At 62.7% G+C, this 20,679-nt stretch carries 21 protein-coding genes; 12 read left to right on the top strand and 9 right to left on the bottom strand.

Annotation, left to right across the window (positions count from 1 at the left end):
* Positions 1-20: 20 nt before the first annotated feature.
* Positions 21-1,139, bottom strand: a complete 1,119-nt coding sequence (locus tag ACFQ95_RS12520; protein ID WP_422831370.1) for a fatty acid desaturase — start codon at positions 1,137-1,139, stop codon at positions 21-23.
* A gap of 306 nt (positions 1,140-1,445) precedes the next feature.
* On the opposite strand from ACFQ95_RS12520, the gene pyk reads away from it, so the two are divergent.
* The 5 genes from pyk to ACFQ95_RS12495 all read left to right on the top strand — a co-directional run bounded on the left by pyk (position 1,446) and on the right by ACFQ95_RS12495 (position 6,342).
* The gene (pyk, locus tag ACFQ95_RS12515; RefSeq protein WP_422831368.1) at positions 1,446-2,882 is read left to right on the top strand and encodes a pyruvate kinase; all 1,437 of its coding nucleotides are present in this window, start codon (positions 1,446-1,448) and stop codon (positions 2,880-2,882) included.
* A 238-nt stretch (positions 2,883-3,120) separates the two neighbouring features.
* Entirely contained in the window at positions 3,121-4,185 is a 1,065-nt protein-coding gene (gene fba / locus ACFQ95_RS12510; protein ID WP_422831366.1) for a class II fructose-bisphosphate aldolase, read from the top strand.
* A gap of 111 nt (positions 4,186-4,296) precedes the next feature.
* Entirely contained in the window at positions 4,297-5,202 is a 906-nt protein-coding gene (locus ACFQ95_RS12505; protein WP_422831364.1) for a phosphoribosylaminoimidazolesuccinocarboxamide synthase, read from the top strand.
* A 110-nt stretch (positions 5,203-5,312) separates the two neighbouring features.
* Positions 5,313-5,894, top strand: coding sequence for a DJ-1/PfpI family protein (locus ACFQ95_RS12500; protein ID WP_422831363.1), 582 nt, complete (start codon positions 5,313-5,315; stop codon positions 5,892-5,894).
* Positions 5,895-5,964: 70 nt separating this feature from the next.
* The gene (locus tag ACFQ95_RS12495; protein ID WP_422831361.1) at positions 5,965-6,342 is read left to right on the top strand and encodes a ribbon-helix-helix domain-containing protein; all 378 of its coding nucleotides are present in this window, start codon (positions 5,965-5,967) and stop codon (positions 6,340-6,342) included.
* An 8-nt stretch (positions 6,343-6,350) separates the two neighbouring features.
* On the opposite strand, the gene trxA is transcribed toward ACFQ95_RS12495, so the two are convergent.
* Complete coding sequence (trxA, locus tag ACFQ95_RS12490; protein WP_422831359.1) at positions 6,351-7,310, bottom strand: thioredoxin; 960 nt, start codon at positions 7,308-7,310, stop codon at positions 6,351-6,353.
* 153 nt (positions 7,311-7,463) lie between these two features.
* On the opposite strand from trxA, the gene purE reads away from it, so the two are divergent.
* From purE to ACFQ95_RS12465, 5 genes are all read left to right on the top strand, one after another.
* Positions 7,464-7,964 carry a 5-(carboxyamino)imidazole ribonucleotide mutase gene (gene purE / locus ACFQ95_RS12485; RefSeq protein WP_422831358.1) on the top strand — a complete coding sequence of 167 codons (501 nt, stop codon included), beginning with the start codon at positions 7,464-7,466 and terminating at the stop codon, positions 7,962-7,964.
* Positions 7,961-9,160, top strand: a complete 1,200-nt coding sequence (locus ACFQ95_RS12480) for a 5-(carboxyamino)imidazole ribonucleotide synthase (RefSeq protein WP_422831356.1) — start codon at positions 7,961-7,963, stop codon at positions 9,158-9,160. Before purE ends, ACFQ95_RS12480 begins: the two co-directional genes overlap by 4 nt.
* Positions 9,161-9,168: 8 nt before the next feature.
* On the top strand, positions 9,169-10,194 hold the full coding sequence (locus ACFQ95_RS12475) for an L-threonylcarbamoyladenylate synthase (protein WP_422831355.1): 1,026 nt from the start codon (positions 9,169-9,171) through the stop codon (positions 10,192-10,194).
* A gap of 49 nt (positions 10,195-10,243) precedes the next feature.
* Positions 10,244-10,699: a hypothetical protein gene (locus tag ACFQ95_RS12470; protein ID WP_422831353.1), complete on the top strand. Its 456-nt coding sequence runs from the start codon at positions 10,244-10,246 to the stop codon at positions 10,697-10,699.
* Positions 10,700-10,828: 129 nt separating this feature from the next.
* Entirely contained in the window at positions 10,829-11,167 is a 339-nt protein-coding gene (locus ACFQ95_RS12465; protein WP_422831351.1) for a signal peptide prediction, read from the top strand.
* 10 nt (positions 11,168-11,177) lie between these two features.
* Here the strand turns inward: ACFQ95_RS12465 and phnY are convergent, their stop codons facing one another.
* The 6 genes from phnY to phnD are packed head-to-tail and all read right to left on the bottom strand — an operon-like array spanning position 11,178 to position 17,524.
* The gene (gene phnY / locus ACFQ95_RS12460) at positions 11,178-12,632 is read right to left on the bottom strand and encodes a phosphonoacetaldehyde dehydrogenase (RefSeq protein ID WP_422831349.1); all 1,455 of its coding nucleotides are present in this window, start codon (positions 12,630-12,632) and stop codon (positions 11,178-11,180) included.
* Positions 12,629-13,735: an iron-containing alcohol dehydrogenase PsrA gene (gene psrA, locus ACFQ95_RS12455; RefSeq protein ID WP_422831347.1), complete on the bottom strand. Its 1,107-nt coding sequence runs from the start codon at positions 13,733-13,735 to the stop codon at positions 12,629-12,631. Before psrA ends, phnY begins: the two co-directional genes overlap by 4 nt.
* Positions 13,736-13,750: 15 nt before the next feature.
* Positions 13,751-15,007: a phosphonoacetate hydrolase gene (gene phnA / locus ACFQ95_RS12450; RefSeq protein ID WP_422831345.1), complete on the bottom strand. Its 1,257-nt coding sequence runs from the start codon at positions 15,005-15,007 to the stop codon at positions 13,751-13,753.
* The gene (phnE, locus tag ACFQ95_RS12445) at positions 15,007-15,825 is read right to left on the bottom strand and encodes a phosphonate ABC transporter, permease protein PhnE (RefSeq protein WP_422831344.1); all 819 of its coding nucleotides are present in this window, start codon (positions 15,823-15,825) and stop codon (positions 15,007-15,009) included. Before phnE ends, phnA begins: the two co-directional genes overlap by 1 nt.
* The gene (gene phnC / locus ACFQ95_RS12440; protein WP_422831343.1) at positions 15,822-16,664 is read right to left on the bottom strand and encodes a phosphonate ABC transporter ATP-binding protein; all 843 of its coding nucleotides are present in this window, start codon (positions 16,662-16,664) and stop codon (positions 15,822-15,824) included. Before phnC ends, phnE begins: the two co-directional genes overlap by 4 nt.
* Positions 16,661-17,524, bottom strand: a complete 864-nt coding sequence (phnD, locus tag ACFQ95_RS12435; protein WP_422831468.1) for a phosphonate ABC transporter substrate-binding protein — start codon at positions 17,522-17,524, stop codon at positions 16,661-16,663. Before phnD ends, phnC begins: the two co-directional genes overlap by 4 nt.
* 203 nt (positions 17,525-17,727) lie before the next feature.
* Between phnD and ACFQ95_RS12430 the strand changes: the two genes are divergently transcribed.
* Positions 17,728-18,582 (top strand): LysR substrate-binding domain-containing protein, encoded by an 855-nt coding sequence (locus ACFQ95_RS12430; protein WP_422831341.1) that lies wholly within the window; start codon positions 17,728-17,730, stop codon positions 18,580-18,582.
* 88 nt (positions 18,583-18,670) lie between these two features.
* On the opposite strand, the gene ACFQ95_RS12425 is transcribed toward ACFQ95_RS12430, so the two are convergent.
* Entirely contained in the window at positions 18,671-19,486 is an 816-nt protein-coding gene (locus ACFQ95_RS12425) for a ChaN family lipoprotein (RefSeq protein ID WP_422831339.1), read from the bottom strand.
* Positions 19,487-19,586: 100 nt separating this feature from the next.
* Between ACFQ95_RS12425 and ACFQ95_RS12420 the strand changes: the two genes are divergently transcribed.
* On the top strand, positions 19,587-20,642 hold the full coding sequence (locus ACFQ95_RS12420; RefSeq protein WP_422831338.1) for an AbrB family transcriptional regulator: 1,056 nt from the start codon (positions 19,587-19,589) through the stop codon (positions 20,640-20,642).
* Positions 20,643-20,679: the final 37 nt, after the last annotated feature.

Below are 20,679 nucleotides of genomic sequence, written 5' to 3'. Positions count from 1 at the left end.
GTGGGATGGGGCCGAGGCCGTTAAGCCGGCATCGCCGCCCGTGGTGGGCTGGTCATGCGGCCCTGGAAGTCGGTCCAGCAGTTGCGCGAGAAGTCATACAGCTTGCAGGCACGCGCGGTGTCGAAGTACCAGCGCCATGAGAACGGCTGCACCACGATGCGTTGGGGCAGCAGTTCTTCAAGCTTGGCCTGTGCGGCCTTCAGCTTGTACAGCGGAATGCTCATGTCCACGTGGTGTGCGGTGTGCTCCATGATGTGGTGCAGCATGGCGCCAATCTGCACCGGGAAGGTCAGGTGCACGGTGGTCGACACAAACGGCTGGGCACGCTGCCAGGTGGCGCGGTCGTTGTGCCAGGACACCTTGACGTGGGTGTGGTGGCCGTAGATCACAAAGCCCATCATGTTGAACCAGAAGAACATGGGCACCACAAAACCCAGCAGCAACAGCAGCCAGATGGACTGGTCGGTGTACAACGCGGCGCCCACCAGGGCGGCGATCCAGATCACGGCAAAGCCGGTGACCAATAGGCAGTCCCAGGTGAAGATGGCGCGGTTGGTGTTGCCCATTTGCGATTTGCTGGGGAACATCATCTTCTTCCACCAGATTTCTATCATGTAGTACAGGCCTGGGCCCCAGCCGCTGCGGTAGATGCGCTGCAGCAGCTTGCCCGCGGGTGATAGCGCGGCGTATTCCTCCTGCGTGAGTGGCGCCCACACAAAGTCCACACCCTTGAGGTTGGTGAAACCATGGTGCACCACGTTGTGGCCCACGTCCCATAGGCTGTAGGCGGTCATGGAGGGCAAAAAGGCGATGCGGCCCAGCCACTTGTTCAGGCGGCGGTGTTCGGTCAGGCTTTGGTGGCAACCATCGTGGCCCACCACAAACAGGCGGCCGATCACAAAGCCGGCGGCCAGGCCACACAGCAGCATCAGCCAGACGGATTCAAACAAAACCACACCGGCCAGCAGGGCCAGCAACACGACATAGTCGAGAATCAGCAGGCTGAAGGCTTTCCAGGTGTTGCGCTGGGCCAACGGAAGCAGCCAGGAACGTATCACTTTGCGATGCGGCAGCGGCGCATCGAATGCCAGGGGTTGCGGCGGAGCTTCCGGCGCGGTCGTGTCGGACTGTGACGTCATGTCAAAAATTTCAATTCAAAGATGTCGGCGCCTTGTGCGCCGCAAAGACCCAGGAAAACCAGTGTGCAGCCGATCTTAAGCGTAACCCTTGGGACACAGGCTGACCCGGATCAATGATAGGAGGCGTGGCTGGACTGTTTGGTTTTACCACGTTTGCCTGACACCCCTATGGCGTCAGGGGTTGCCGCGCTAAAACCCGGGTGTTGTGCGCGCCAAATGAGCTTATTTTGTAACCTGAATGTTCTTGGTTTCATGTGAAAATGGAAACTAAATTACATGGGGACAGTTCACATGGAGACCGTTGATATGAAGCCGCGTCGTGCTACCAAGATTGTTGCTACTTTGGGCCCTGCTTCCAGCGATCCGCAGCTGCTGGAACAGATGATCCGTGATGGGGTCAACGTTGTACGGCTGAACTTCAGCCACGGCAAGGCGCAAGACCATATCGACCGTGCTTCCATGGTGCGCGATGCCGCGCGCCGCGCCGGCCGTGAAGTCGCCATCATGGCCGACCTGCAAGGCCCGAAGATCCGCGTTGGCAAGTTTGCCGAAGGCAAGGTCATGCTCGAGCCCGGCCAGAAATTTGTGCTCGACGCCTCGCGCACGGAACTGGGCGACATCGATGGCGTGGGTCTGGACTACAAGCAACTGCCGCGCGACGTCAAGGCCGGTGATGTTTTGCTGCTGAACGACGGCCTGATCGTCATGACGGTGGACGCCGTGCGCGGTGAAGCCGTGCACACCACGGTGAATCTGGGCGGCGAGTTGTCGAATAACAAAGGCATCAACAAAAAGGGCGGCGGCTTGACCGCACCTGCGTTGACCGCCAAAGACATGGACGACATCAAAACCGCCATGGCTTTCCAGGCCGATTACGTGGCCGTGAGCTTTCCGAAAAACGCCACCGACATGGAAATGGCGCGCCAGTTGTGCAACGTGGCGGCGGCCGAGTTCAACCACAAGCCCGGCCTGGTTGCGAAGATCGAACGCGCCGAAGCCATTCCCCACCTGCAAAGCATTCTGGACGCCAGCGACGGCATCATGGTGGCGCGTGGCGACCTGGCGGTTGAAGTCGGCAATGCGGCCGTGCCAGCGCTGCAAAAACGCATGATCCGCATGGCGCGTGAAAGCGACAAGTTCGTCATCACCGCCACCCAGATGATGGAAAGCATGATCACCAACCCGGTACCGACACGTGCCGAAGTGAGCGACGTGGCCAATGCCGTGCTCGACGGCACCGACGCCGTGATGCTGAGCGCCGAAACCGCCGCCGGCAAGTTTCCGCTGGAGACCGTGCGTGAGATGGCCAACATCTGTGTTGAAGCCGAGAAGGCCGACTACGGTCAGCTGGACGCCGACTTCACCGGCAAGGTCTTCAAGCGCATAGACCAGTCCATCGCCATGGGCGCGTTGTTCACCGCCACCCACCTGGGGGCGAAGGCGATTGTGGCGCTGACTGACAGCGGCTCCACCGCCTTGTGGATGAGCCGTCACAGCATCCATGTGCCGATCTACGCACTCACGCCGCGCCTGTCGACGCAACGCAAGATGGCGATGTACCGCAATGTGCGCCCCTTGTTGATGGATGCCAGCGCCGACCGCGACACCGCACTCGTCGAAGCCGAACGCCACCTCACAAAGCGCGCAATTGTGCAAAGCGGTGACATCTATGCCATTACCTGCGGCGAGCCCATGGGCGCACCGGGCGGCACGAATATGCTGAAGATCTGCCAGGTCGGTTAAACGCCAAGACCGGCGCGTTCTGCGCCAAAAGTCATCCCCAAAGCCATGCCGCGCCAGCCGCCCGGCATGGCTTTTTTGCGTCTTGCGCTGACATCTGGTGACGTTGCGGCCCGACATTTTCCAAACCTTGGTCAACGGCGACGGGCTAAAATCGCGTGAGTTACCAAGCGGTTACCAAGTTGTCAAAAACTGGCCCACCCCGCTTGACCCCACTTTTTAACTCTCAGGACTTAGCACCATGGCACTCGTCTCGATGCGTGAACTGCTGGACCACGCCGCTGAACACGGCTACGGCATCCCGGCTTTTAATGTGAACAACCTGGAACAAGTCCAGGCCGTGATGATGGCCGCCGATGAAGTCGGCGCCCCGGTCATCCTGCAAGCCAGTGCTGGCGCACGCAAATACGCCGGTGAGCCCTTCATCAAGCACCTGATCGAAGCCGCCTGCGAGGCCTACCCACACATTCCGCTGGTGATGCACCAGGACCACGGCACCACGCCCAAGGTCTGCGAAGGCGCCATCGGCCTGGGCTTTGGCTCGGTGATGATGGACGGCTCGCTGCGTGAAGACGGCAAGACCCCAGCCGATTTCGCCTACAACGTCGACGTGACACGCAAGGTGGTGGACATGGCGCACAAGGTGGGTGTCACCGTGGAAGGTGAACTCGGCTGCCTGGGCAACCTGGAAACCGGCGAAGCTGGCGAAGAAGACGGCATTGGCGCCGAAGGCAAGCTGGACCACAGCCAGATGCTGACCGATCCCGAAGAAGCCGCCCAGTTCGTCAAGGCCACCCAGTTGGACGCGCTGGCCATTGCCATCGGCACCAGCCATGGCGCCTACAAGTTCAGCCGCCCACCCACGGGCGACATCCTGGCCATCAGCCGCGTGAAAGAAATCCACAAACGCATCCCCAACACCCACCTGGTGATGCACGGTTCTTCTTCCGTGCCACAAGAACTGCTGGCGATCATCAACCAGTACGGCGGCAAGATGAAGGAAACCTATGGCGTGCCCGTGGCTGAAATCCAGGAAGCCATCAAGTACGGCGTGCGCAAGATCAACATCGACACCGACATTCGCCTGGCCATGACCGGCGCGGTGCGCAAGTTCCTGGCCGAGAACCCCGACAAGTTCGACGCCCGCGAATGGCTCAAGCCCGCGCGTGAAGCCGCCAAGGCGGTGTGCAAGGCGCGTTACCTGGAATTCGGCTGCGAAGGCCAAGGCGCCAAGATCAAGGGCGACAGCCTGCAGGTTGTGGCCGCCAAATACGCCAAGGGTGAACTCGCGCAGCTGGTGAACTAAGCATTCGCTGTTTCGCCCTAAAAAGCCACCCGCCAGGGTGGCTTTTTGCTTGGCTGCGCATTGAGGGACAATAGCCCCTTGGCCTTGAATTTGAACCCGGACCCCACTGACATGACCACTGCCGCTCCGTCCCTCCATACCTCTTCCCTGAAGTCCTTGCCCCTGCTGGCGCGCGGCAAGGTGCGCGACAACTACGCCGTGGGCACCGACCGCATCCTGATGGTGGCCAGCGACCGCCTGAGCGCCTTCGACGTCATCATGGGCGAGCCCATCCCCGGCAAAGGCGAATTGCTGACGCAAATGGCGCTGTTCTGGTTTGGCCAACTCGGCCACCTGTGCCCGAATCACCTGACCGGTGAAGACCCCGAAAGTGTGGTCACCCCTGATGAAGTGGCGCAAGTGCGTGGCCGCTCCATGCTGGTCAAGCGCCTGAAGCCGATTCCCGTGGAAGCCGTGGTGCGTGGTTACCTGGCCGGTAGTGGCTGGGCCGAGTACCAGCAAAACCAGGCCGTCTGCGGCGTGCCGCTGCCACCTGGCCTGCGCAACGCCAGCCGCCTGCCCGAACCCATCTTCACCCCTGCGGCCAAGGCCGAAATGGGTGAACACGACGAAAACATCACCTACGAGAAGGTGGTCGATATCGTCGGCCCCGAATTGGCCGAACAAATCCGCAGCATCAGCATCGCCATCTACCAAGAGGCCTCGAAAATCGCACTGGCCAAGGGCATCATCATTGCCGACACCAAGTTCGAATTCGGCCTGGACAACGAGGGCAAGCTGCACCTGATGGACGAAGTGCTGACACCCGATTCGTCGCGCTTCTGGCCGTTGGAAAGTTACCAGGAAGGCATCAACCCGCCGAGCTACGACAAGCAGTTTGTGCGCGACTGGCTGGAGCAAGCCACGGTGGACGGCAAACCCTGGAGCAAGACCCCGCCCGCACCGCGCCTGCCGCGTGAAGTGGTGGAAAAAACCGCTGCCAAGTACCGCGAAGCCATGGAGCGCCTGACGGCCTGACAGGCTGCTGAAAAGCCGGTTGCTGCCACGCCATGTAGTAACCGGCTAACACCCGCTGCGGCCAGCCCGGCGGAACAATGTTTTCTCCTTCATTCCCCCAGGAGACAAACATGGCTGGCAAAAAAATCTTGATGATTTGCGGTGACTACTGCGAAGACTACGAAACCATGGTGCCGTTCCAGGCGCTGCTGGCGGTGGGCCACACCGTCCACGCCGTGTGCCCCGACAAGGTCGCCGGTGACCACATCAAAACCGCCATCCACGACTTTGAAGGTGCACAAACCTATAGCGAAAAGCCCGGCCACAACTTCACGCTGAACGCCACCTTCGCCAGCATCAAGCCGCACGACTACGACGCACTCGTCATCCCCGGCGGCCGTGGCCCCGAATACCTGCGCACCTATCCGGCCGTGATCTCGGCCGTGAAGCATTTTTTTGAAGCCAACAAACCCGTGGCCGCCGTATGCCACGGTGCGCAGCTGCTGGCCGGTGCGGGCGTGCTCAAGGGCCGCACCTGCTCGGCCTACCCGGCCTGCCGCGTGGAAGTGGAAATTGCCGGTGGCAGCTACGCCGAGATCGCCATTGATGCGGCCGTGACCGATGGCAACCTGGTGACGGCGCCGGCCTGGCCTGCGCACCCCGCCTGGATTGCGCAGTTCCTGACCCTGCTGGGCACGCGTATCTCCCACTAAGGTCATTAACCCCATTGACGTGGTTGTGGTCGGCCTCCGATGATGGCGGCTGAACCACCGGGAACCCGCCATGTGCCAAGTCTTCATCAGCGCCGACCCCACGCTCTACGCCAGCCGCGCGCGCTCCGTGCGCCTGCACGGCGTGGCCACCAGCATCAAGCTGGAAAACCTGTTCTGGCAGGTGCTGGAAGAGATTGCCGCGCGTGACGGCATGAGTGTGCCGCAGCTGTGCACCAAGCTCTATGACGAGTTATCGCACGAGCGCGGCACGGTGGAGAACTTCGCCTCGTTTCTACGTGTGTGCTGCGGGCGTTACCTCGACCTGCAATTGGCCGGCGGCATTCCGCAAGACACGTCGATACCCATCCGCAGCTTGAATGCGCAGCGCGTGCTGGCGAGCGAACGGCCTGCCCAACGCATGGTGCAGGCGGGCCGTCACGCAGCCTGATCCGGGTTTCAGTTCAGCGCCATGCTGAGGCGGCGCCGGTAGCGCGAGATCAGCTCCAACTGCGGGTCTTGTGCCTTGGCTGAGTGGCCGGCGAGTTCAATGCCGCCCGCGGTTTTGCCGGAGGCATCGGCATCGGGTTTTGGCGCCGGCGGGGTCAGCAGTTCCAGGATGGCGACAAAGGTCTTGCGCGGCGCTTCGTCTTCCCACTTGCGGTCGCGCATGATGATTTCCAGCAGCTCGTCCATGGCGGCGGTGAATTCGCCGCGCGCCATCAGCACACGGCTCTTGGCGAAGCGGGTTTCAAAGTCGCGCTTATTGGTTTCAATTTTTTCATCGAATTGGGCTGCCGACCATTCACGGCGAGCGTCGCCAGCTACAAAATGCAGAGCGTTGGCCCATTGGTGCAAGGCTTCAAAACGCAGCTGCACCGGGATTTGCACCAGCGCGGGCTGCAGTGCCGCACCGGCTTCTTCTAGATAGCCGTTGCCGATCAGCAGCTTGACGTAGTCGTAGCGCGCGTCGTCGTTGGCCGGGTTCACGGCCAGCGCTTCCTGCAGCTTGACCAGGGCGGCGTCGGTGTCGCCCGATTCGAGCAGGGCCTGGGCTTCGTCGGTGTCGGACGGCTCGGCCTCCAGGCCGTCACCGGCGGGCACGTGTTTGTCGAGGAAGGCACGCACCTGGCCTTCGGGCATGGCACCGGCAAAGCCATCGACCGGCTGGCCATTCATCACCAGAATGCAGGTGGGAATGCTGCGTATGCCGAAGGCACCGGCGAGTTGCTGCTCCTGGTCGGAGTCGATCTTCACCAGCTTGAAGCGGCCGGCGTAGTCGGCTTCGAGTTTCTCCAGAATCGGCCCTATGACCTTGCACGGGCCGCACCACGGCGCCCAGAAGTCCACCAGCACAGGCACTTGCATGGAGGCGGCAACCACCTCGGTTTCAAAGTTTTCTATCGTGACGTCGATCATGGCAAGGGGCTGCGCTACCGGGGCAACGCTTGGTTGGTTAGGGGAATAGCCGCCGATGTTAGCGGCTGTGTCAATGAATTTTGTCGGTGTTGGGGGCGTTGTGATGCCAGTTTGGGGGCGTAACCGTAAAATTCAACGTTTATAGGAAAACGCATGGCCATCCAAATTGGCGTCGTCATGGGCTCCAGCAGCGACTGGGACACCATGCAGCACGCAGTACAAATTCTCCAGCAGTTCGGTATTGAGCACGAAGCGCGTGTGGTCTCTGCGCACCGCATGCCGGATGACATGTTCAGCTACGCCGAAGCGGCCGCCGGCCGTGGCCTGCAAGCCATCATCGCGGGCGCGGGCGGCGCGGCGCATTTGCCGGGCATGCTGGCGGCCAAGACCCCGGTGCCGGTGCTCGGCGTGCCTGTGGCCAGCCGCCACCTGCAAGGTGTGGATTCGCTGCATAGCATTGTGCAAATGCCCAAGGGTATTCCGGTGGCCACGTTTGCCATCGGCAGCGCCGGTGCGGCCAATGCGGCGTTGTTTGCCGTGGCGCTGCTGGCCAACCAGAACCCGGCGCTGCGTGCCCAGCTTGAAGCATTCCGCGCCGCGCAGACCGAAGTGGCGCGCAACATGACACTGCCGCCGGTGGAGAGCAAAGCGTGAGCGACACCAGCCAAAAGAACCAGCCCATATTGCCCGGCGCCACGCTGGGTGTGATGGGCGGCGGCCAGCTCGGGCGCATGTTTGTGCACGCCGCACAACGCATGGGCTACTTCACCGCCGTGCTTGACCCCGATGTCTCCAGCCCGGCCGGCCGGGTCAGCCACCACCATGTGTTGGCCGACTACCTCGACGCCAAGGGCCTGGCCCAGCTCGGCGCCGTGGCCGATGCCATCACCACCGAATTTGAAAACGTGCCGGCCCCCGCGCTCGTAGCCCTGGCTCGCCAGCGCCCGGTGGCGCCCGCCGCCTCGGCCGTGGCGATTGCCCAAGACCGCAGCCAAGAGAAGGCCCACTTTGTGCGCTGCGGCGTGGCCTGTGCGCCTTACGCCGTGATCGACAGCGCCGAGGCCTTGGCCGCGGTGGACACCAATCTGCTGCCCGGCATACTGAAGACCAGCCGCATGGGTTACGACGGCAAGGGCCAGGTGCGTGTGGCCGACCGTGCCGCGCTAGCCGCCGCCTGGGCGCAACTGCGCAACGTGCCGTGTGTGCTCGAAAAAATGCTGCCGCTGGCGGCCGAGTGCTCGGTCATCGTGGCGCGCGGCCGTGACGGCCAGATCGTCAACTTTCCCGTGCAGCGCAACCTGCACCGCGAAGGCATTCTGGCGGTGACCGAGGTTTATGAGGGAAATCTGCCTTCAGCGCAATCTGCTACAGCGGTGGAAGCTGCGAAATCCATAGCAAATGGCTTGGACTACGTGGGTGTGTTGTGTGTCGAGTTCTTCCTGCTGGCCGATGGCGCGCTGGTGGTCAACGAGATTGCGCCGCGCCCGCACAACAGCGGCCACTACACCATGGACGCCTGCGACCTGTCGCAGTTCGACCTGCAGGTACACACACTCGCCGGTTTGCCGCTGACCACGCCACGCCAACACAGCCCGTCCATCATGCTGAACCTGCTGGGCGACCTGTGGTTCGACGCCAATGGTGTGCGTGCCCAGGCGGTCACGGCCGCCACACCACCGCCATGGGCCGAAGTGCTGGCGCTGCCGGGTGTGCACCTGCACCTCTACGGCAAGCTGGAGGCCAAGCCCGGCCGCAAGATGGGCCACATCAACGTTACCGGCGCCAGCATCGAAGCCGTGCGCGCCACCGCCTTGCAAGCTTGTGCCTTGCTTGGCCTGGCGCCTTTTTAAAGCTCAGCATGATCCTGGACGGTCACAACCCCGCCGCCGTGGCGCAAGCCGCGCAGACCCTCGCCGCTGGCGACTTGCTCGGCCTGCCCACGGAAACTGTTTACGGCCTGGCGGCCGATGCGGCCAGCGACGCTGCCGTGGCGAAAATCTTCGCCGCCAAGGGCCGTCCCAGCGACCATCCGTTGATCGTGCACGTGGCCCCTGCGTCCACGCCCGATGCGCCGCCGGCTGGTGTCTCCCACTTCGCCGCCAGCGTGCCCGACTTCGCCGCCCGGCTGATGCGCGCCTGCTGGCCCGGCCCGCTGACGCTGATCTTGCCGCGCCGCCCCGAAGTGGGTGCCGCCACTGCCGGTGGACAGGACTCGATTGGTGTGCGTTGCCCTTCGCACCCCGTGGCCCAGGCGGTATTGCGCGCTTGCGCCGAGCTGGGTGTGATGGGGGTCGCCGCGCCCAGCGCCAACCAGTTTGGCCGCGTCAGCCCGACCACGGCCGAACACGTGCAGGGCGAGTTTCCCGAAGGCTTGCTGGTGCTGGACGGCGGGCCCTGCGCCGTCGGCATTGAATCCACCATCGTCGACTGCACGCGTGGTGCACCGGTGCTGCTGCGCCCCGGTGCCATCACACGCGCCGAGATTGAAGCCGCCTGCGGCCAGGCACTGCGCGACAAGGATGCCGTGGCCGCGCCCGACCCACGCGCCTCCGGCACCCTGGTGGCGCACTACGCCCCGAGTGCCAAGCTGCGGCTGATGTCGACTGGTGAGCTGCAGCAGGCGCTAGACCTGCTGGGTGATGAGGCTGGCCCCGAGCCCGCTGTCAGCATCGCCATCTACACGCGCACCAAGCTGCGCAGCCGCTCACCCAAAGTGCTGCTGCAGTACATGCCCGACGACGCCGAAGCCGCCGCCCGCCGCCTGTTCGCCGACCTGCGTGCGCTAGATGCACAGAAGGTGCGCTTGATCTGGGTGGAGACACCGCCCGAGGATGCGCGCTGGGAAGGTGTGCTGGATCGGTTGAGTCGGGCTGCTGCGGCCTGAGTAAACCGAACGGACCACACGTGGGTACTTCGCGCCATGTAATTCAGCCATGGAGCGAAACATTTTGAGCGTGATGAAGCCCAGCCCTCGCAAGGTCGTTTGGAACGACTGGCCTGCACTTGCCGCGTCTATTGCGATACCGATTGTTTGGCTTATCCATTTTGGCTTTCCGTACCTGCATCGTGGTGCGGCGCCTTTGCCCATTTGGTTTGCAGGTATCGCCAGTGTGGTGTTTACGGCTTTGCTTCTTTGGCGCTACAGAAGAATCGCCTGGCTTTTTGCCCATGGCCAAAGTGCATGGGGCCAAGTGACCGGGTTGCGAATGGTCAAGGATAGAGGACGGCTTGAATTTGAATTTATGCACCAGGATGCATTGGTCGCCTCATGGATGCCCGTCCATAAAACGAAGGATGTGCTGTTGTTGTCCCGCGGCGACAGGGTCGAAGTACTGTTTGACCTGCACATGCCAACACGTGCAATTGTTCGGCGCCTTTACAGCATATGAATCGTTGCACGGTTGCCCGGTGAGCTGAACGCGGGATTTCTAGATTCTGACTTGCGTATGCATTTTCGATTCGTCTTATACGTTTGGGTGGCGCCAAACACCTTGCTCGGATTGTTGTTCGGGCTTGTCATGCTCGGCTTGGGAGCCAAGGCGCGCATAGAGGCCGGTGCCGTGGAGTTTCACGGCGGCTGGCTAGGCCAGCGCTTGGCCGCGTTGCCACACCCCTACTGTTTCGGCGCCATGACCTTGGGCCATGTGATCCTGGCCACAAACCACCACGAGTTGACTGCACTGCGCACCCACGAGCAGGTACACATGCGGCAGTACGAGCGTTGGGGCATCTTCTTTTTGCCAGCCTATGCGTTGTCGAGTTTGTGGGCAGTCGCCCATGGCCGTGATGGCTACATGGGCAACTTCTTCGAACGGCAAGCCTATGCGGCGGCGCGCCGCGAAGACCCGGCCTGCTGATGCTCAAGCTTCACCACGGCATGGTGAACGTCTTGCCGTTGCAGAACGATTTCATTGCCTCCTGCACACCTTCCTTGTAGCCCAGGCCCGAGTCCTTGATGCCGCCGAAGGGTGTGAGTTCGATGCGGTAGCCCGGCACCTCCCAGACGTTCACCGTGCCCACGTTCAGCTCCTTGGCAAAACGCGTCAGGTGGTCCATGCGGTCGCTGCAGATGCCGGACGACAAACCGTAGGCCGTGCCGTTGGAGATGTGAATGGCTTCGTCTATGTCTTTGAAGCTCAGGATGGGTGACACCGGGCCAAAGGTTTCTTCGCGCACCAGGGTCATCTCGGGGCGCACCCGGTCGAGCACCGTGGGCGCAAACAAGGCGCCTTCGCGGTGGTGGCCCGTCAGCACGCGCGCACCTTGCGCCACGGCTTCGTCCACCAGTGCTTCGAACTGGCGTGCGGCGGCCTCGTCGATCACGGTGCCCATGTCCATGGCCTCGTCAGCCGGGTCGCCGTGTTTCCAGCGTTGTGTCTTCTCGACGACGAGTTCGGTGAAACGTGCCGCCACCGACTGTTGCACCAGCATGCGTTTCACTGCGGTGCAGCGTTGCCCGGAGTTCTTGTACGAGCCCTGCACCGCGAGGTCGGAGGCACGTTCCAGATCGGCGTCCTCCATCACGATCAGCGGGTCGTTGCCGCCCAGCTCCAGCACGATGCGGCGGTAGCCGGCTTTCTGGGCGATGTACTTGCCAATCGGCACACCGCCGGTGAAGGTGATCAGGTCGACATGCGGGTTGGTCAGCATCTCGTCGGCGATCTCGCGCGGGTCGCCGGTGAGCACCTGGAACATCTCGGGTGGCAGGCCGGCCTCGTACAACACGTCGGCCAGAAAGTAGGCTGACAGTGGCACCTTCTCCGATGGCTTCAACACCATGCGGTTGTTGGTGGCGATGCTCGGGACCACCTTGTGCGCCACCTGGTTCATCGGGTGGTTGAACGGCGTGATGGCGGTGATCACGCCCTGCAGCGGCTCGCGCATGGTGATGACCTTGCGCTTTTTGCCGTGCGGCGTGAGATCACACGAAAACACCTGGCCGTCGTCGCGCAGCGCTTCGTTGGCGCCGAACACCAGCACGTCGGCAACGCGGCCAATCTCATACATCGAGTCCTTGCGGCACAGGCCCGATTCCATGGTGATGATCTTCGACGCCTCGACCGTGCGCTCACGCAGGATGGTCGATGCGCGCTGCAGGATATTCGAGCGTTCGTAGCGCGACAACTGCGGGCGATACGCCTGGGCCAGGCGGTAGGCATGGCGCACGTCCTCCAGCGTCGCCAGCGGCACGGTGCCCACACGCTCCTGGGTGTAGGGATTGAGCACGTTCAACGTGCGTTCGCGTGCCACGCGTTCACCACCGATGCGCAGGGTTTCGGCGCGGAAGTCGTGGCTGTCTTTGATGAGAATGCGTGCGTTCATATTCTGCTCTCCAGCAAAACCTTGTGGCCTATGAAGTTCTTGCCGCGTGCGCCGCCTTGCGCATGCAAAACCATTTCTTTTGCTTCCTGGTCCGAGACGCCGTAGTCGCCAAAATTGGTTTTCACACCCAGGCCCTCGATAAAGGCGGCGAGGCGCTCGGGGGCTTCGGCCAGGGGCGCGCCCAGCGCGCGGGTGAGCACCGCGTCGCGGTCCGGGCGCTGGCCCAGGGCGCTGCGCAGCACCATGGGCAGCGAGAACGAACACGCAATGCCGTGTGCCAGGCCATAACGCAAAGTCATCTCGTAGGAGATCGAATGCGCCAGGGCGGTCTTGGTGTTGGAGAAGGCCAGTCCGGCCTGCATCGCGGCCAGCGCCATGCGGCCACGCAAAGCCACATCGTCGAGTTGTTGCATCAGCTTGGGCAGCACCTCCAGGATCTCGTGGATGGCGGTCACGGCCAGCGCGTCCGAAACCGGGTTGGCGTTGACATTCCAGATGCATTCCAATGCGTGCGACAACGCATCCAGGCCGCTTTGCAGCGTGACCGAGGCGGGCAGTGACAACATCAGCTGCGGGTCTATCAACGCACACTCGGGCCAGGTTTGCGGCAGGTGCAGCGAATGTTTCTTCTGCCGTGCACGGTCCCATATCGTGGCCCAGGGTGTGACCTCGCTGCCCGTGCCGGCGGTGGTGGGCACGGCGATCAGCGCTTTGAAGCGCGTGGGCGTAAAAGGCTGTTCGTCGGCGAGGCCAGCCACCAGTTGCGCGAAGCGACCACTTTCGTTGGCCACCATCAAGGCCTTGGCGGTGTCGATGGCGCTGCCACCACCCACGGCGATGATGGCTTCCACCTCGGCATGGTCGCGCCAGAAAGTGTCATAGGTTTCAGACAGTTCCTGCACGTCAGGGTTGGGATGGATGCGGTCTATCACACAGGCCAGTTGCGCGCCCAGAATGTCTTCCAGCCTGCTCACCAGGCCCAGCATGCGGGCCTCGGGAAAGGTGACCACAGCGGCGCGGCGGCCACGCAGCAGCTTTGGCAGGGAAGACAGAGCCCCTGCCCCGTACACCGTGTGTACGGGGTTGTAGTAGTTGGCGGTCATGGTGGCTCCTAGGCGCTAGGCACTCACTGGCGCTGCGACGCGCACGGTGTGGTTCAGCGCAAGGTCAAAGATGTCGAAGTTGCGCAGGCGGCGTGTAGCGTCCAGCTGCTGCAGCTTGCGGTTGAAGAGCAGCGGCACCTTTTGCTCCGAGACTCCACCGTGGGAGCGCAGCGGCACGGTGAGGCCGGTGAGGTCGTGCTCCTTGGCGCGGGTGCCGAGTACCGTCAGGTGGTCGGACACCACGATCAGGTCGCCAATGCGGTCGGGCGGCAGTTCAAACTTCTCGGCGGCCTGGGCGCGCGTGAGCACCTGCTCTATGCCGACCACACGCTGCAAGGTGGCGGCGGTCTCGGCCACGTCGACACCGGGCGCCAGGTACACCGTGGCGAATGAGCCCAGCGCACCGTGGTGCACCACGTAGGGGTCGGTGATGGGCAGGATCACGCGGTTGGCCGTGCCGCCGTCGAGGGCGTCGAGCACTTCCTGCAGAAACACCACCTGGGGTCTGCCGAGGGCGTCGGTTTTCGGGCTCATGCCGTGGTCGGCGGTGATGGCGATGACGGCGCCCAGCGCGTCGAGTTGCGCAAGATAGCCGTCCATCATGGCGTAGAAAGCATTTGCACCTTCGGTGCCCGGCGCACATTTGTGCTGCACGTAGTCGGTGGTCGACAAATACATCAGATCGGGGCGGCGCGTTTCCATCAAGCGCACACCGGCGGCGAAGACAAACTCGCTCAGGTCGGCGCTGTAGACCGAGGGCACTGGTTTGCCCACCAGTTCCAACACCTTGTCGATGCCGCCATTGGCCTCGGTGGCGAGATCGGCCTTCTCGGCCGAGAAACAGATGCCGTGCATTTCATGGCCTAGCAAAGTGCGCAGCTTGTCTTTGGCGGTGACCACGGCCACGCTGGCACCGGCCCTGGAGAAGGCCGCGAGTATGGTTCCGGCCCGCAGATAGGCCGGGTCGTTCATCATCACTTCCTTGCCGGCTGCGGTGTCCAGAAAGAAGTTGCCGCAGATGCCGTGCACCGAGGGTGGTGCGCCGGTCACGATGGACAGGTTGTTGGGGTTGGTGAAGCTGGGCACCACGCAGTCGCCGAGCAGTGAAGTGCCTTGTGCCAGCAGCTTCTTCATGAAGGGCGCCACACCGGCCTGGATGGCCTGGGTGATGTAGTCCGGCTCGCAGCCGTCGACACACACCACCACCACCGGTTGCGCCGGCTTGTGGTATTCGCGGCCGTTGACCGAAAGAGTGAAGTTGTCCGATTTCATTAACGTGCTCCCTGTTGAATCCATGCGCGCAGCTTGCTGGAGATGTAGTCGGCGGCCATCACCATGGCGACGATCACCAGAATGCAGGTGGCGGTGTCCTGGTACTGGAACAGCTTCATGCTGCCCACCAATTCGAAGCCTATGCCGCCCGCGCCCACCATGCCGAGCACCGTGGCCTGCCGGAGATTGGTTTCAAAGCGGTACAGCAGCACGGCAATCCAGGAGGTGACCACCTGCGGCAACACGCCGAAGATGATGATCTGTATGGGGCCGGCTCCGGTGGAGCGCAAGGCTTCTATCGGGCCCTGGTCTATGTCTTCGATCGACTCGGCAAAAAACTTGCCGAGCATGCCCGCACCGTGCAGGCCCAGGGCCAGCACACCCGGGAAGGGCCCCAGCCCCACCGCGGCGACGAAGATCAACGCCAGGATGATTTCGTTGATGCCGCGGGCGATGTTGAGCACCTGCCGCATGAAGTGAAACACCACCAGGTTGGGCGAGATGTTGCGTGCCGCCAGAAAACACACCGGCACCGCCAGGATGAAGGCAAGCAAGGTGCCCCACAGCGCAATTTGCACGGTCTCTATGGCCGGCTTCACCAACTGCTGCATGAACTCCCAGTGTGGCGGCAACATGCGGCCCAGGAAGTCGGCGATCCAGGGAAGGCCCTTCATCAGCTCCGTCACACTGATCTGGCTGCCAATGCCGGCCCAGTAGAAGACGGCCACGCCGGCCACAAAAGCGGCTGCGTACTTCCACCATCCGTCGTTGCCGCTGCTCTTGGCCACGAGCAGGTTGTAGCGTCCTATGCTGATCATGTTTGCTCCAGGGCGAGGTGGTGGGCTGCCGTGGGCAGCGGAACGGCGGGCGCGCTGGCGGCGGCGGGAGGGGACGCCACCGAAACCGGCACGGGGGTGGCGTCTTCCAGACCACCGGGGTAGATGCGTTGCAGCACTTCTTCGGTGAGCTCGTCCGGGCCGCCTTCGAAGACGATGCGGCCACCGGCCACACCAATCACACGCTGGCCGAACTCACGCGCGTAGTCCACCTGGTGCAGGTTGCAGATCACGGTGATGCCCGACTCCAGGCTGGCCTGCTGCAGATAACGCAGTACCTTGCGCGAGGTCTTGGGGTCAAGGCTGGCGACCGGCTCGTCCGCCAGGATCACCTTGGGCCGCTGGGCCAGGGCGCGGGCAATGCCCACGCGCTGCTTCTGCCCGCCGGAGAGGGTGTCGGTGCGCACGTCGGCCTTGTGTTCCATCTCCACACGGCGCAGGCATTCACGCGCCACGGCGATGTCTTCGCGCGGAAACCACTGGAACCACGACAACACGGCGGGCATGGAACCCAGGCGGCCGGTGAGCACGTTCTTCAGCACCGACAGGCGCGGCACCACGTTGTAGTGCTGGAAGATCATGGCCACATCGCGGCGCACCTTGCGCAGGCCGGCGCGGTCGCCGCGCGACAGTTCGCCGTTGACGCGGATCTCGCCGCCCGATGGTTCGGCGAGGTGGTTGATACAACGCAGCAAGGTCGATTTGCCCGCGCCTGAGGCGCCGAGGATGACGACAAACTCGCCGGGTTTGGCGGTCAGGCTGACATCGTTCAGGGCGACAAAGTCGCCGTAACGCTTGGTGAGGTTGCGGATCTCGATCATTTCATTTGCTTCAGATCGAGGTTGAGGATCTTCGCGGTCTCGCGAATGATGTTGTAGGCCGCATCATTCGTCGGGTGGAAGCCGTTGAGCAAACCCTGGTCCGACCACGGAATGTCTTTCACCTGCAGGAAGGCGGCCTGGATGCGTGTCTTCAAGTCGGCCGGCAGGTCTCGGCGCCACACCGTTGGTGATTCCGGAATCGGATCGGAGCGCCAGACCTGCACCAGGTCCTCGCGTTTGGCCAAACCCTTGGCGATGGCCGCATCCAGAATGCGGTCGGCAATGGCGGCCGCATCGACCTTTTTGTTTTGCACCGCAATGGCGCTGGAGTCGTGTGAGCCGGAGAAGATCACGCGGCCAAAATCTTTGTCCGGGTTGAAACCGGCCTTGATCAAGCCGGCTTTGGGGAACAAATGGCCAGAGGTGGAGGTGGGGTCGACAAACGCAAAGGTCTTGCCCTTGAGGTCGGCGACGGTTTTGATGCCGCTGTCTTTGTGCGCCATGATCTGGCTGTAGTAGAAGGAGCGACCGGCCTTTTTGGTCTCAGCCACCGCAAAGGCTTCGATGTCGGCAATCGACGCACCAAGCACATAGGAAAACGGCCCGAGATAGGCCACGTCCAGGCGTTTGGAGCGTAGCGCCTCGATGGCACCGTTGTAGTCGGCCGCAACAAAGGGTTTGACCGACATGCCCAGTGCGCTGGACAACATGTCCATCATCTTTTGGCTGTTGGCGATCATGGCGCGCGAGTCTTCAGAGGGGATCAGACCAACGGTCAAAACTTGCTGTGAACGTGCGGGCAGGGTAAACCCCGCGACAGCGGCGGCTGCGGTGCCGACGATCACATTCCTGCGATTCATCATGGTTTTGTCTCCAGTTTGTTGTGAATGCCTAACGGTGCCCTTTAGTCGGCGCAAGCCTGCAAAAGGTCGAAGCGCTTTGCCATTCTGCTGACGGCTGAAGTGCTCTGAGGGCAGTACACCACCTTATCAAACTAACGACAAATTCAAAGATTTCGCTTGTTCTATAGAATTTATGAATACATCTTTGGGCAGGCTTGAACATGCGTTTGACTCAATTGCGTTCGTTTTATGCGGTGGCCAAAACCGGCAGCTTCACCAAGGCCGCCACACACCTGCACGTGAGCCAGCCCACGGTCACCACGCAGGTGCGCTTTCTCGAAGAGAGTTATCGGGTGGAGCTGTTTCACCGGCGCGGAAAACGTGTGCAGCTGACGCCGTTTGGCGAGCAGTTGATGCAGCTGGCGCAGCAGATCTTTGCGCTTGAAGCCGATGCGGTGAGCCTGCTGAAGGACTCAGGCGAACTGCGTTCCGGGCAGTTGCGTGTGGCGGCGGTGGGCCCTTACCACGTGACCAAGATGCTGGCCGATTTCAACGAGCACTATCCCGACATCAAGGTGAGTGTCAGCACCGGCAACTCACGCGATGTGCTGGACCGCCTGCTCGACTACCGTGCCGACGTCGGTGTGCTGGCGCAACTGGTGCACGACGAGCGGTTTCTTTCCGTGCCGTTCAGCAAACAACCGGTGGCGATTTTTGTCTCCAGCCAGCACCGCTTTGCGGGACGGCGCAGCATCAAGCTGCGCGATCTGCAGGACGAACGCATGATCGTGCGTGAACAAGGCTCGACCACCCGCAAGGCGCTGGAGCTGGCCTTGCAATCGGCGGGTGTGACACCCGTGGCGGTGATGGAAATAGGCAGCCGCGAGGTGATACGCGAGGCGGTGTTGCAGGGAATTGGGATTGCCGCTGTCTCTACCGTGGAGTACATCGCCGATCCGGGCTTGCACCTGGTCAGCATCAGCGATGCGAAGATTTATACGTATGCACATTTGTTGTGCCTCGCGGAGCGGCGCAGCACACGCATGGTCAGCGCGTTCTTCGACTCGGTGGTTTAACGCGTGCTCAAAGCGTTTCTGGCGGCGTTGCCGCACCTGGCCAGAACCGTTGCTTTACGTTTTGGTTGGCAGCGCCTGGCCGATCCGGTCAATCCCGCTTCAGCGTTTTGCTGAGTTCGGCGCAGTAGTCTTTTTCTGGCGCTGCTGCCGTGGCCCAGGCGACATCAAACACCGCGCCGCGCGCAGCAGCAGGAGCGGCACCGGCAGGCGCAAACTCCACGGCCTTCACGCTGAGTGTGGCGGGCAGGTAGTGCGGCACACCCAGAGCGCGGTCAACGTGGCCGCCACCGGCTAACAGCAGCACGGTTTTGCCCGGCACCACCGCCGCCGCAACGGTTTGTGCCATGGTCTGGTCGCGGGCGATCTGGATGCGGGTCATGGGCGCGATCTGGCTCTCGGGCAACTGGTTGCAGTGGCCGGCGCGGATGGCGTTTTGCTGGGCCTGCAGTTGGGCGGGGGGCAACAGCGGGTCTAGCCCGTTGTTGCCCATGGCCTGGCGCATCTGGCTGCGCGGCAGGTTGGCGCCGAGCACCGGCACACCGGCGGCCACCGCCGTCATCACGGCCGGGCCATAGGCCTTCCACGGCCAGCCGGCGTCGTTCCAGCGCAGGGCTTTTTGTACCTCGGCATCGGAGGCGTTGCGCGGCAGGCCGGCGGTGCTGCCGCCAAGGTCGGCCATCTCTAGCGTCAGCGCGGCCAACTGGCCACGTGCGGCGAGCGCGGCGGTCACTTGCTGGTGCAGTTGTTGGTGTTCGGCAATGTCGTGTTTTTCGCCCAGCAGAATCGCGTCGGCTGGCAGCAGGCTGCTGACGCGTTGAGCCACGTCGGCCGTGGTGGTTGGCGTGGTGATGGTGCCGCAGGCGGCCAAGGCCAAAGTGGCGATCAGTGTCAGGGATTTGGTCAAGCGGTGTGGCATAGCTGTGAAAGGTATGGCACTGGCTGGCATGATCGGACTCTTGCTGGCTGGGTGCTGAGCGCGCTTTTAGACGCGCTTGAAGGAAAAAATGTTGTTGCTACGGGTGCTGGGTACTATAACTTTGGCGTGGGTCGCCGCGCAGTTGTGCATTGTTTTGCACACACCATTGCCGTGGATGTTGGGCCCCTTGCTGGCCACGGCCGTAGCGTCTGTAATGGGTTTGCCCACGTTGAGCTGGGGCCCGTTGCGCAATGGCGGGCAGTGGCTCATAGGCACGGCATTGGGCCTTTACTTCACGCCACAGACCACCGCCCTGGTCGTCAGTTTGTGGTGGGCCATCGCCTTGGGCATTCTCTGGGCGCTGGGCCTGGGCGCCTTGTTTGGTTTGTGGCTGCAGCGGGTGCGTGCGGCGGGGTTGCAGGTGCCTGCCAGTCCTCAATCGCGCGCCACTAATTACTTCGCGGCCGCGATCGGCGCCGCTTCCGAGATGACGCTGCTGGCCGAGCGTGCGGGTGCCCGTACCGATTTGGTGGCCTCGGCCCATACGCTGCGCATTTTGTTGGTGACCTTGCTGATTCCGCTGGCGCTGCAGTTCAGCGGCTTGCACGGCATTGCGCTGACACCCGCCGGCCCGCGCGATGTCTCGTGGAGCGGCTTTGCTTGGCTGGCGCTGGGCACGGGCGCGGGCGCCTGGCTGATGCAACGCCTGGGGCGTGCCAACCCATGGTTTCTCGGGCCATTGCTGGTGTGTATGGGCCTGACGATGTTTGAGATAGAGCTCACCGCCATTCCCAGCTGGATGCTGAATGCGGCGCAATTGCTCATAGGCATCAGCCTGGGTGTGCGTTTCACGGCGGGTTTTGTGCATACCGCCCCGCGTTGGCTGGGGGCCGTGGCCTTGGGTACCTTGGCGATGATGCTGGTATGCGCCCTCATGGGCTGGGCCATGGCCTGGGCCACTGGCCTGCACCCGGCAACCATGCTGCTGGCCACGTCACCCGGCGGCATTGCCGAGATGTCGATCACCGCCAAGGTGCTGCAACTGGGGGCGCCCGTGGTGACGGCGTTTCAGGTTTGCCGCTTGATAGCGGTGCTGATTCTGGTGGAACCGCTGTACCGCTGGGCGGTGGCGCGGCAGGCGTAAAAAAGGCGGGCGCCCTTGGAAGGGCTGCCCGCCGTCT

Source organism: Variovorax sp. HJSM1_2 (assembly GCF_049316285.1).
GTDB lineage: Bacteria > Pseudomonadota > Gammaproteobacteria > Burkholderiales > Burkholderiaceae_C > Rhodoferax_B.
Note: the sequence above shows the minus strand (reverse complement) of the source record. Positions and strands in the feature narration are given on the sequence as shown.

What these genes read in the sequence shown, in the direction of transcription:
- ACFQ95_RS12495 (WP_422831361.1), top strand. Translation starts at nt 5,965, where the DNA reads ATGTGCCAAGTCTTCATCAGCGCCGACCCCACGCTCTACGCCAGCCGC.
- phnY (WP_422831349.1), bottom strand. Translation starts at nt 12,632, where the DNA reads ATGAACGCACGCATTCTCATCAAAGACAGCCACGACTTCCGCGCCGAA.
- ACFQ95_RS12520 (WP_422831370.1), bottom strand. Translation starts at nt 1,139, where the DNA reads ATGACGTCACAGTCCGACACGACCGCGCCGGAAGCTCCGCCGCAACCC.
- ACFQ95_RS12420 (WP_422831338.1), top strand. Translation starts at nt 19,587, where the DNA reads ATGTTGTTGCTACGGGTGCTGGGTACTATAACTTTGGCGTGGGTCGCC.
- phnA (WP_422831345.1), bottom strand. Translation starts at nt 15,007, where the DNA reads ATGAAATCGGACAACTTCACTCTTTCGGTCAACGGCCGCGAATACCAC.
- purE (WP_422831358.1), top strand. Translation starts at nt 7,464, where the DNA reads ATGGCCATCCAAATTGGCGTCGTCATGGGCTCCAGCAGCGACTGGGAC.
- phnC (WP_422831343.1), bottom strand. Translation starts at nt 16,664, where the DNA reads ATGATCGAGATCCGCAACCTCACCAAGCGTTACGGCGACTTTGTCGCC.
- phnD (WP_422831468.1), bottom strand. Translation starts at nt 17,524, where the DNA reads ATGAATCGCAGGAATGTGATCGTCGGCACCGCAGCCGCCGCTGTCGCG.
- fba (WP_422831366.1), top strand. Translation starts at nt 3,121, where the DNA reads ATGGCACTCGTCTCGATGCGTGAACTGCTGGACCACGCCGCTGAACAC.
- ACFQ95_RS12475 (WP_422831355.1), top strand. Translation starts at nt 9,169, where the DNA reads ATGATCCTGGACGGTCACAACCCCGCCGCCGTGGCGCAAGCCGCGCAG.
- ACFQ95_RS12465 (WP_422831351.1), top strand. Translation starts at nt 10,829, where the DNA reads ATGCTCGGCTTGGGAGCCAAGGCGCGCATAGAGGCCGGTGCCGTGGAG.
- phnE (WP_422831344.1), bottom strand. Translation starts at nt 15,825, where the DNA reads ATGATCAGCATAGGACGCTACAACCTGCTCGTGGCCAAGAGCAGCGGC.
- ACFQ95_RS12500 (WP_422831363.1), top strand. Translation starts at nt 5,313, where the DNA reads ATGGCTGGCAAAAAAATCTTGATGATTTGCGGTGACTACTGCGAAGAC.
- ACFQ95_RS12430 (WP_422831341.1), top strand. Translation starts at nt 17,728, where the DNA reads ATGCGTTTGACTCAATTGCGTTCGTTTTATGCGGTGGCCAAAACCGGC.
- ACFQ95_RS12470 (WP_422831353.1), top strand. Translation starts at nt 10,244, where the DNA reads ATGGAGCGAAACATTTTGAGCGTGATGAAGCCCAGCCCTCGCAAGGTC.
- ACFQ95_RS12505 (WP_422831364.1), top strand. Translation starts at nt 4,297, where the DNA reads ATGACCACTGCCGCTCCGTCCCTCCATACCTCTTCCCTGAAGTCCTTG.
- pyk (WP_422831368.1), top strand. Translation starts at nt 1,446, where the DNA reads ATGAAGCCGCGTCGTGCTACCAAGATTGTTGCTACTTTGGGCCCTGCT.
- psrA (WP_422831347.1), bottom strand. Translation starts at nt 13,735, where the DNA reads ATGACCGCCAACTACTACAACCCCGTACACACGGTGTACGGGGCAGGG.
- trxA (WP_422831359.1), bottom strand. Translation starts at nt 7,310, where the DNA reads ATGATCGACGTCACGATAGAAAACTTTGAAACCGAGGTGGTTGCCGCC.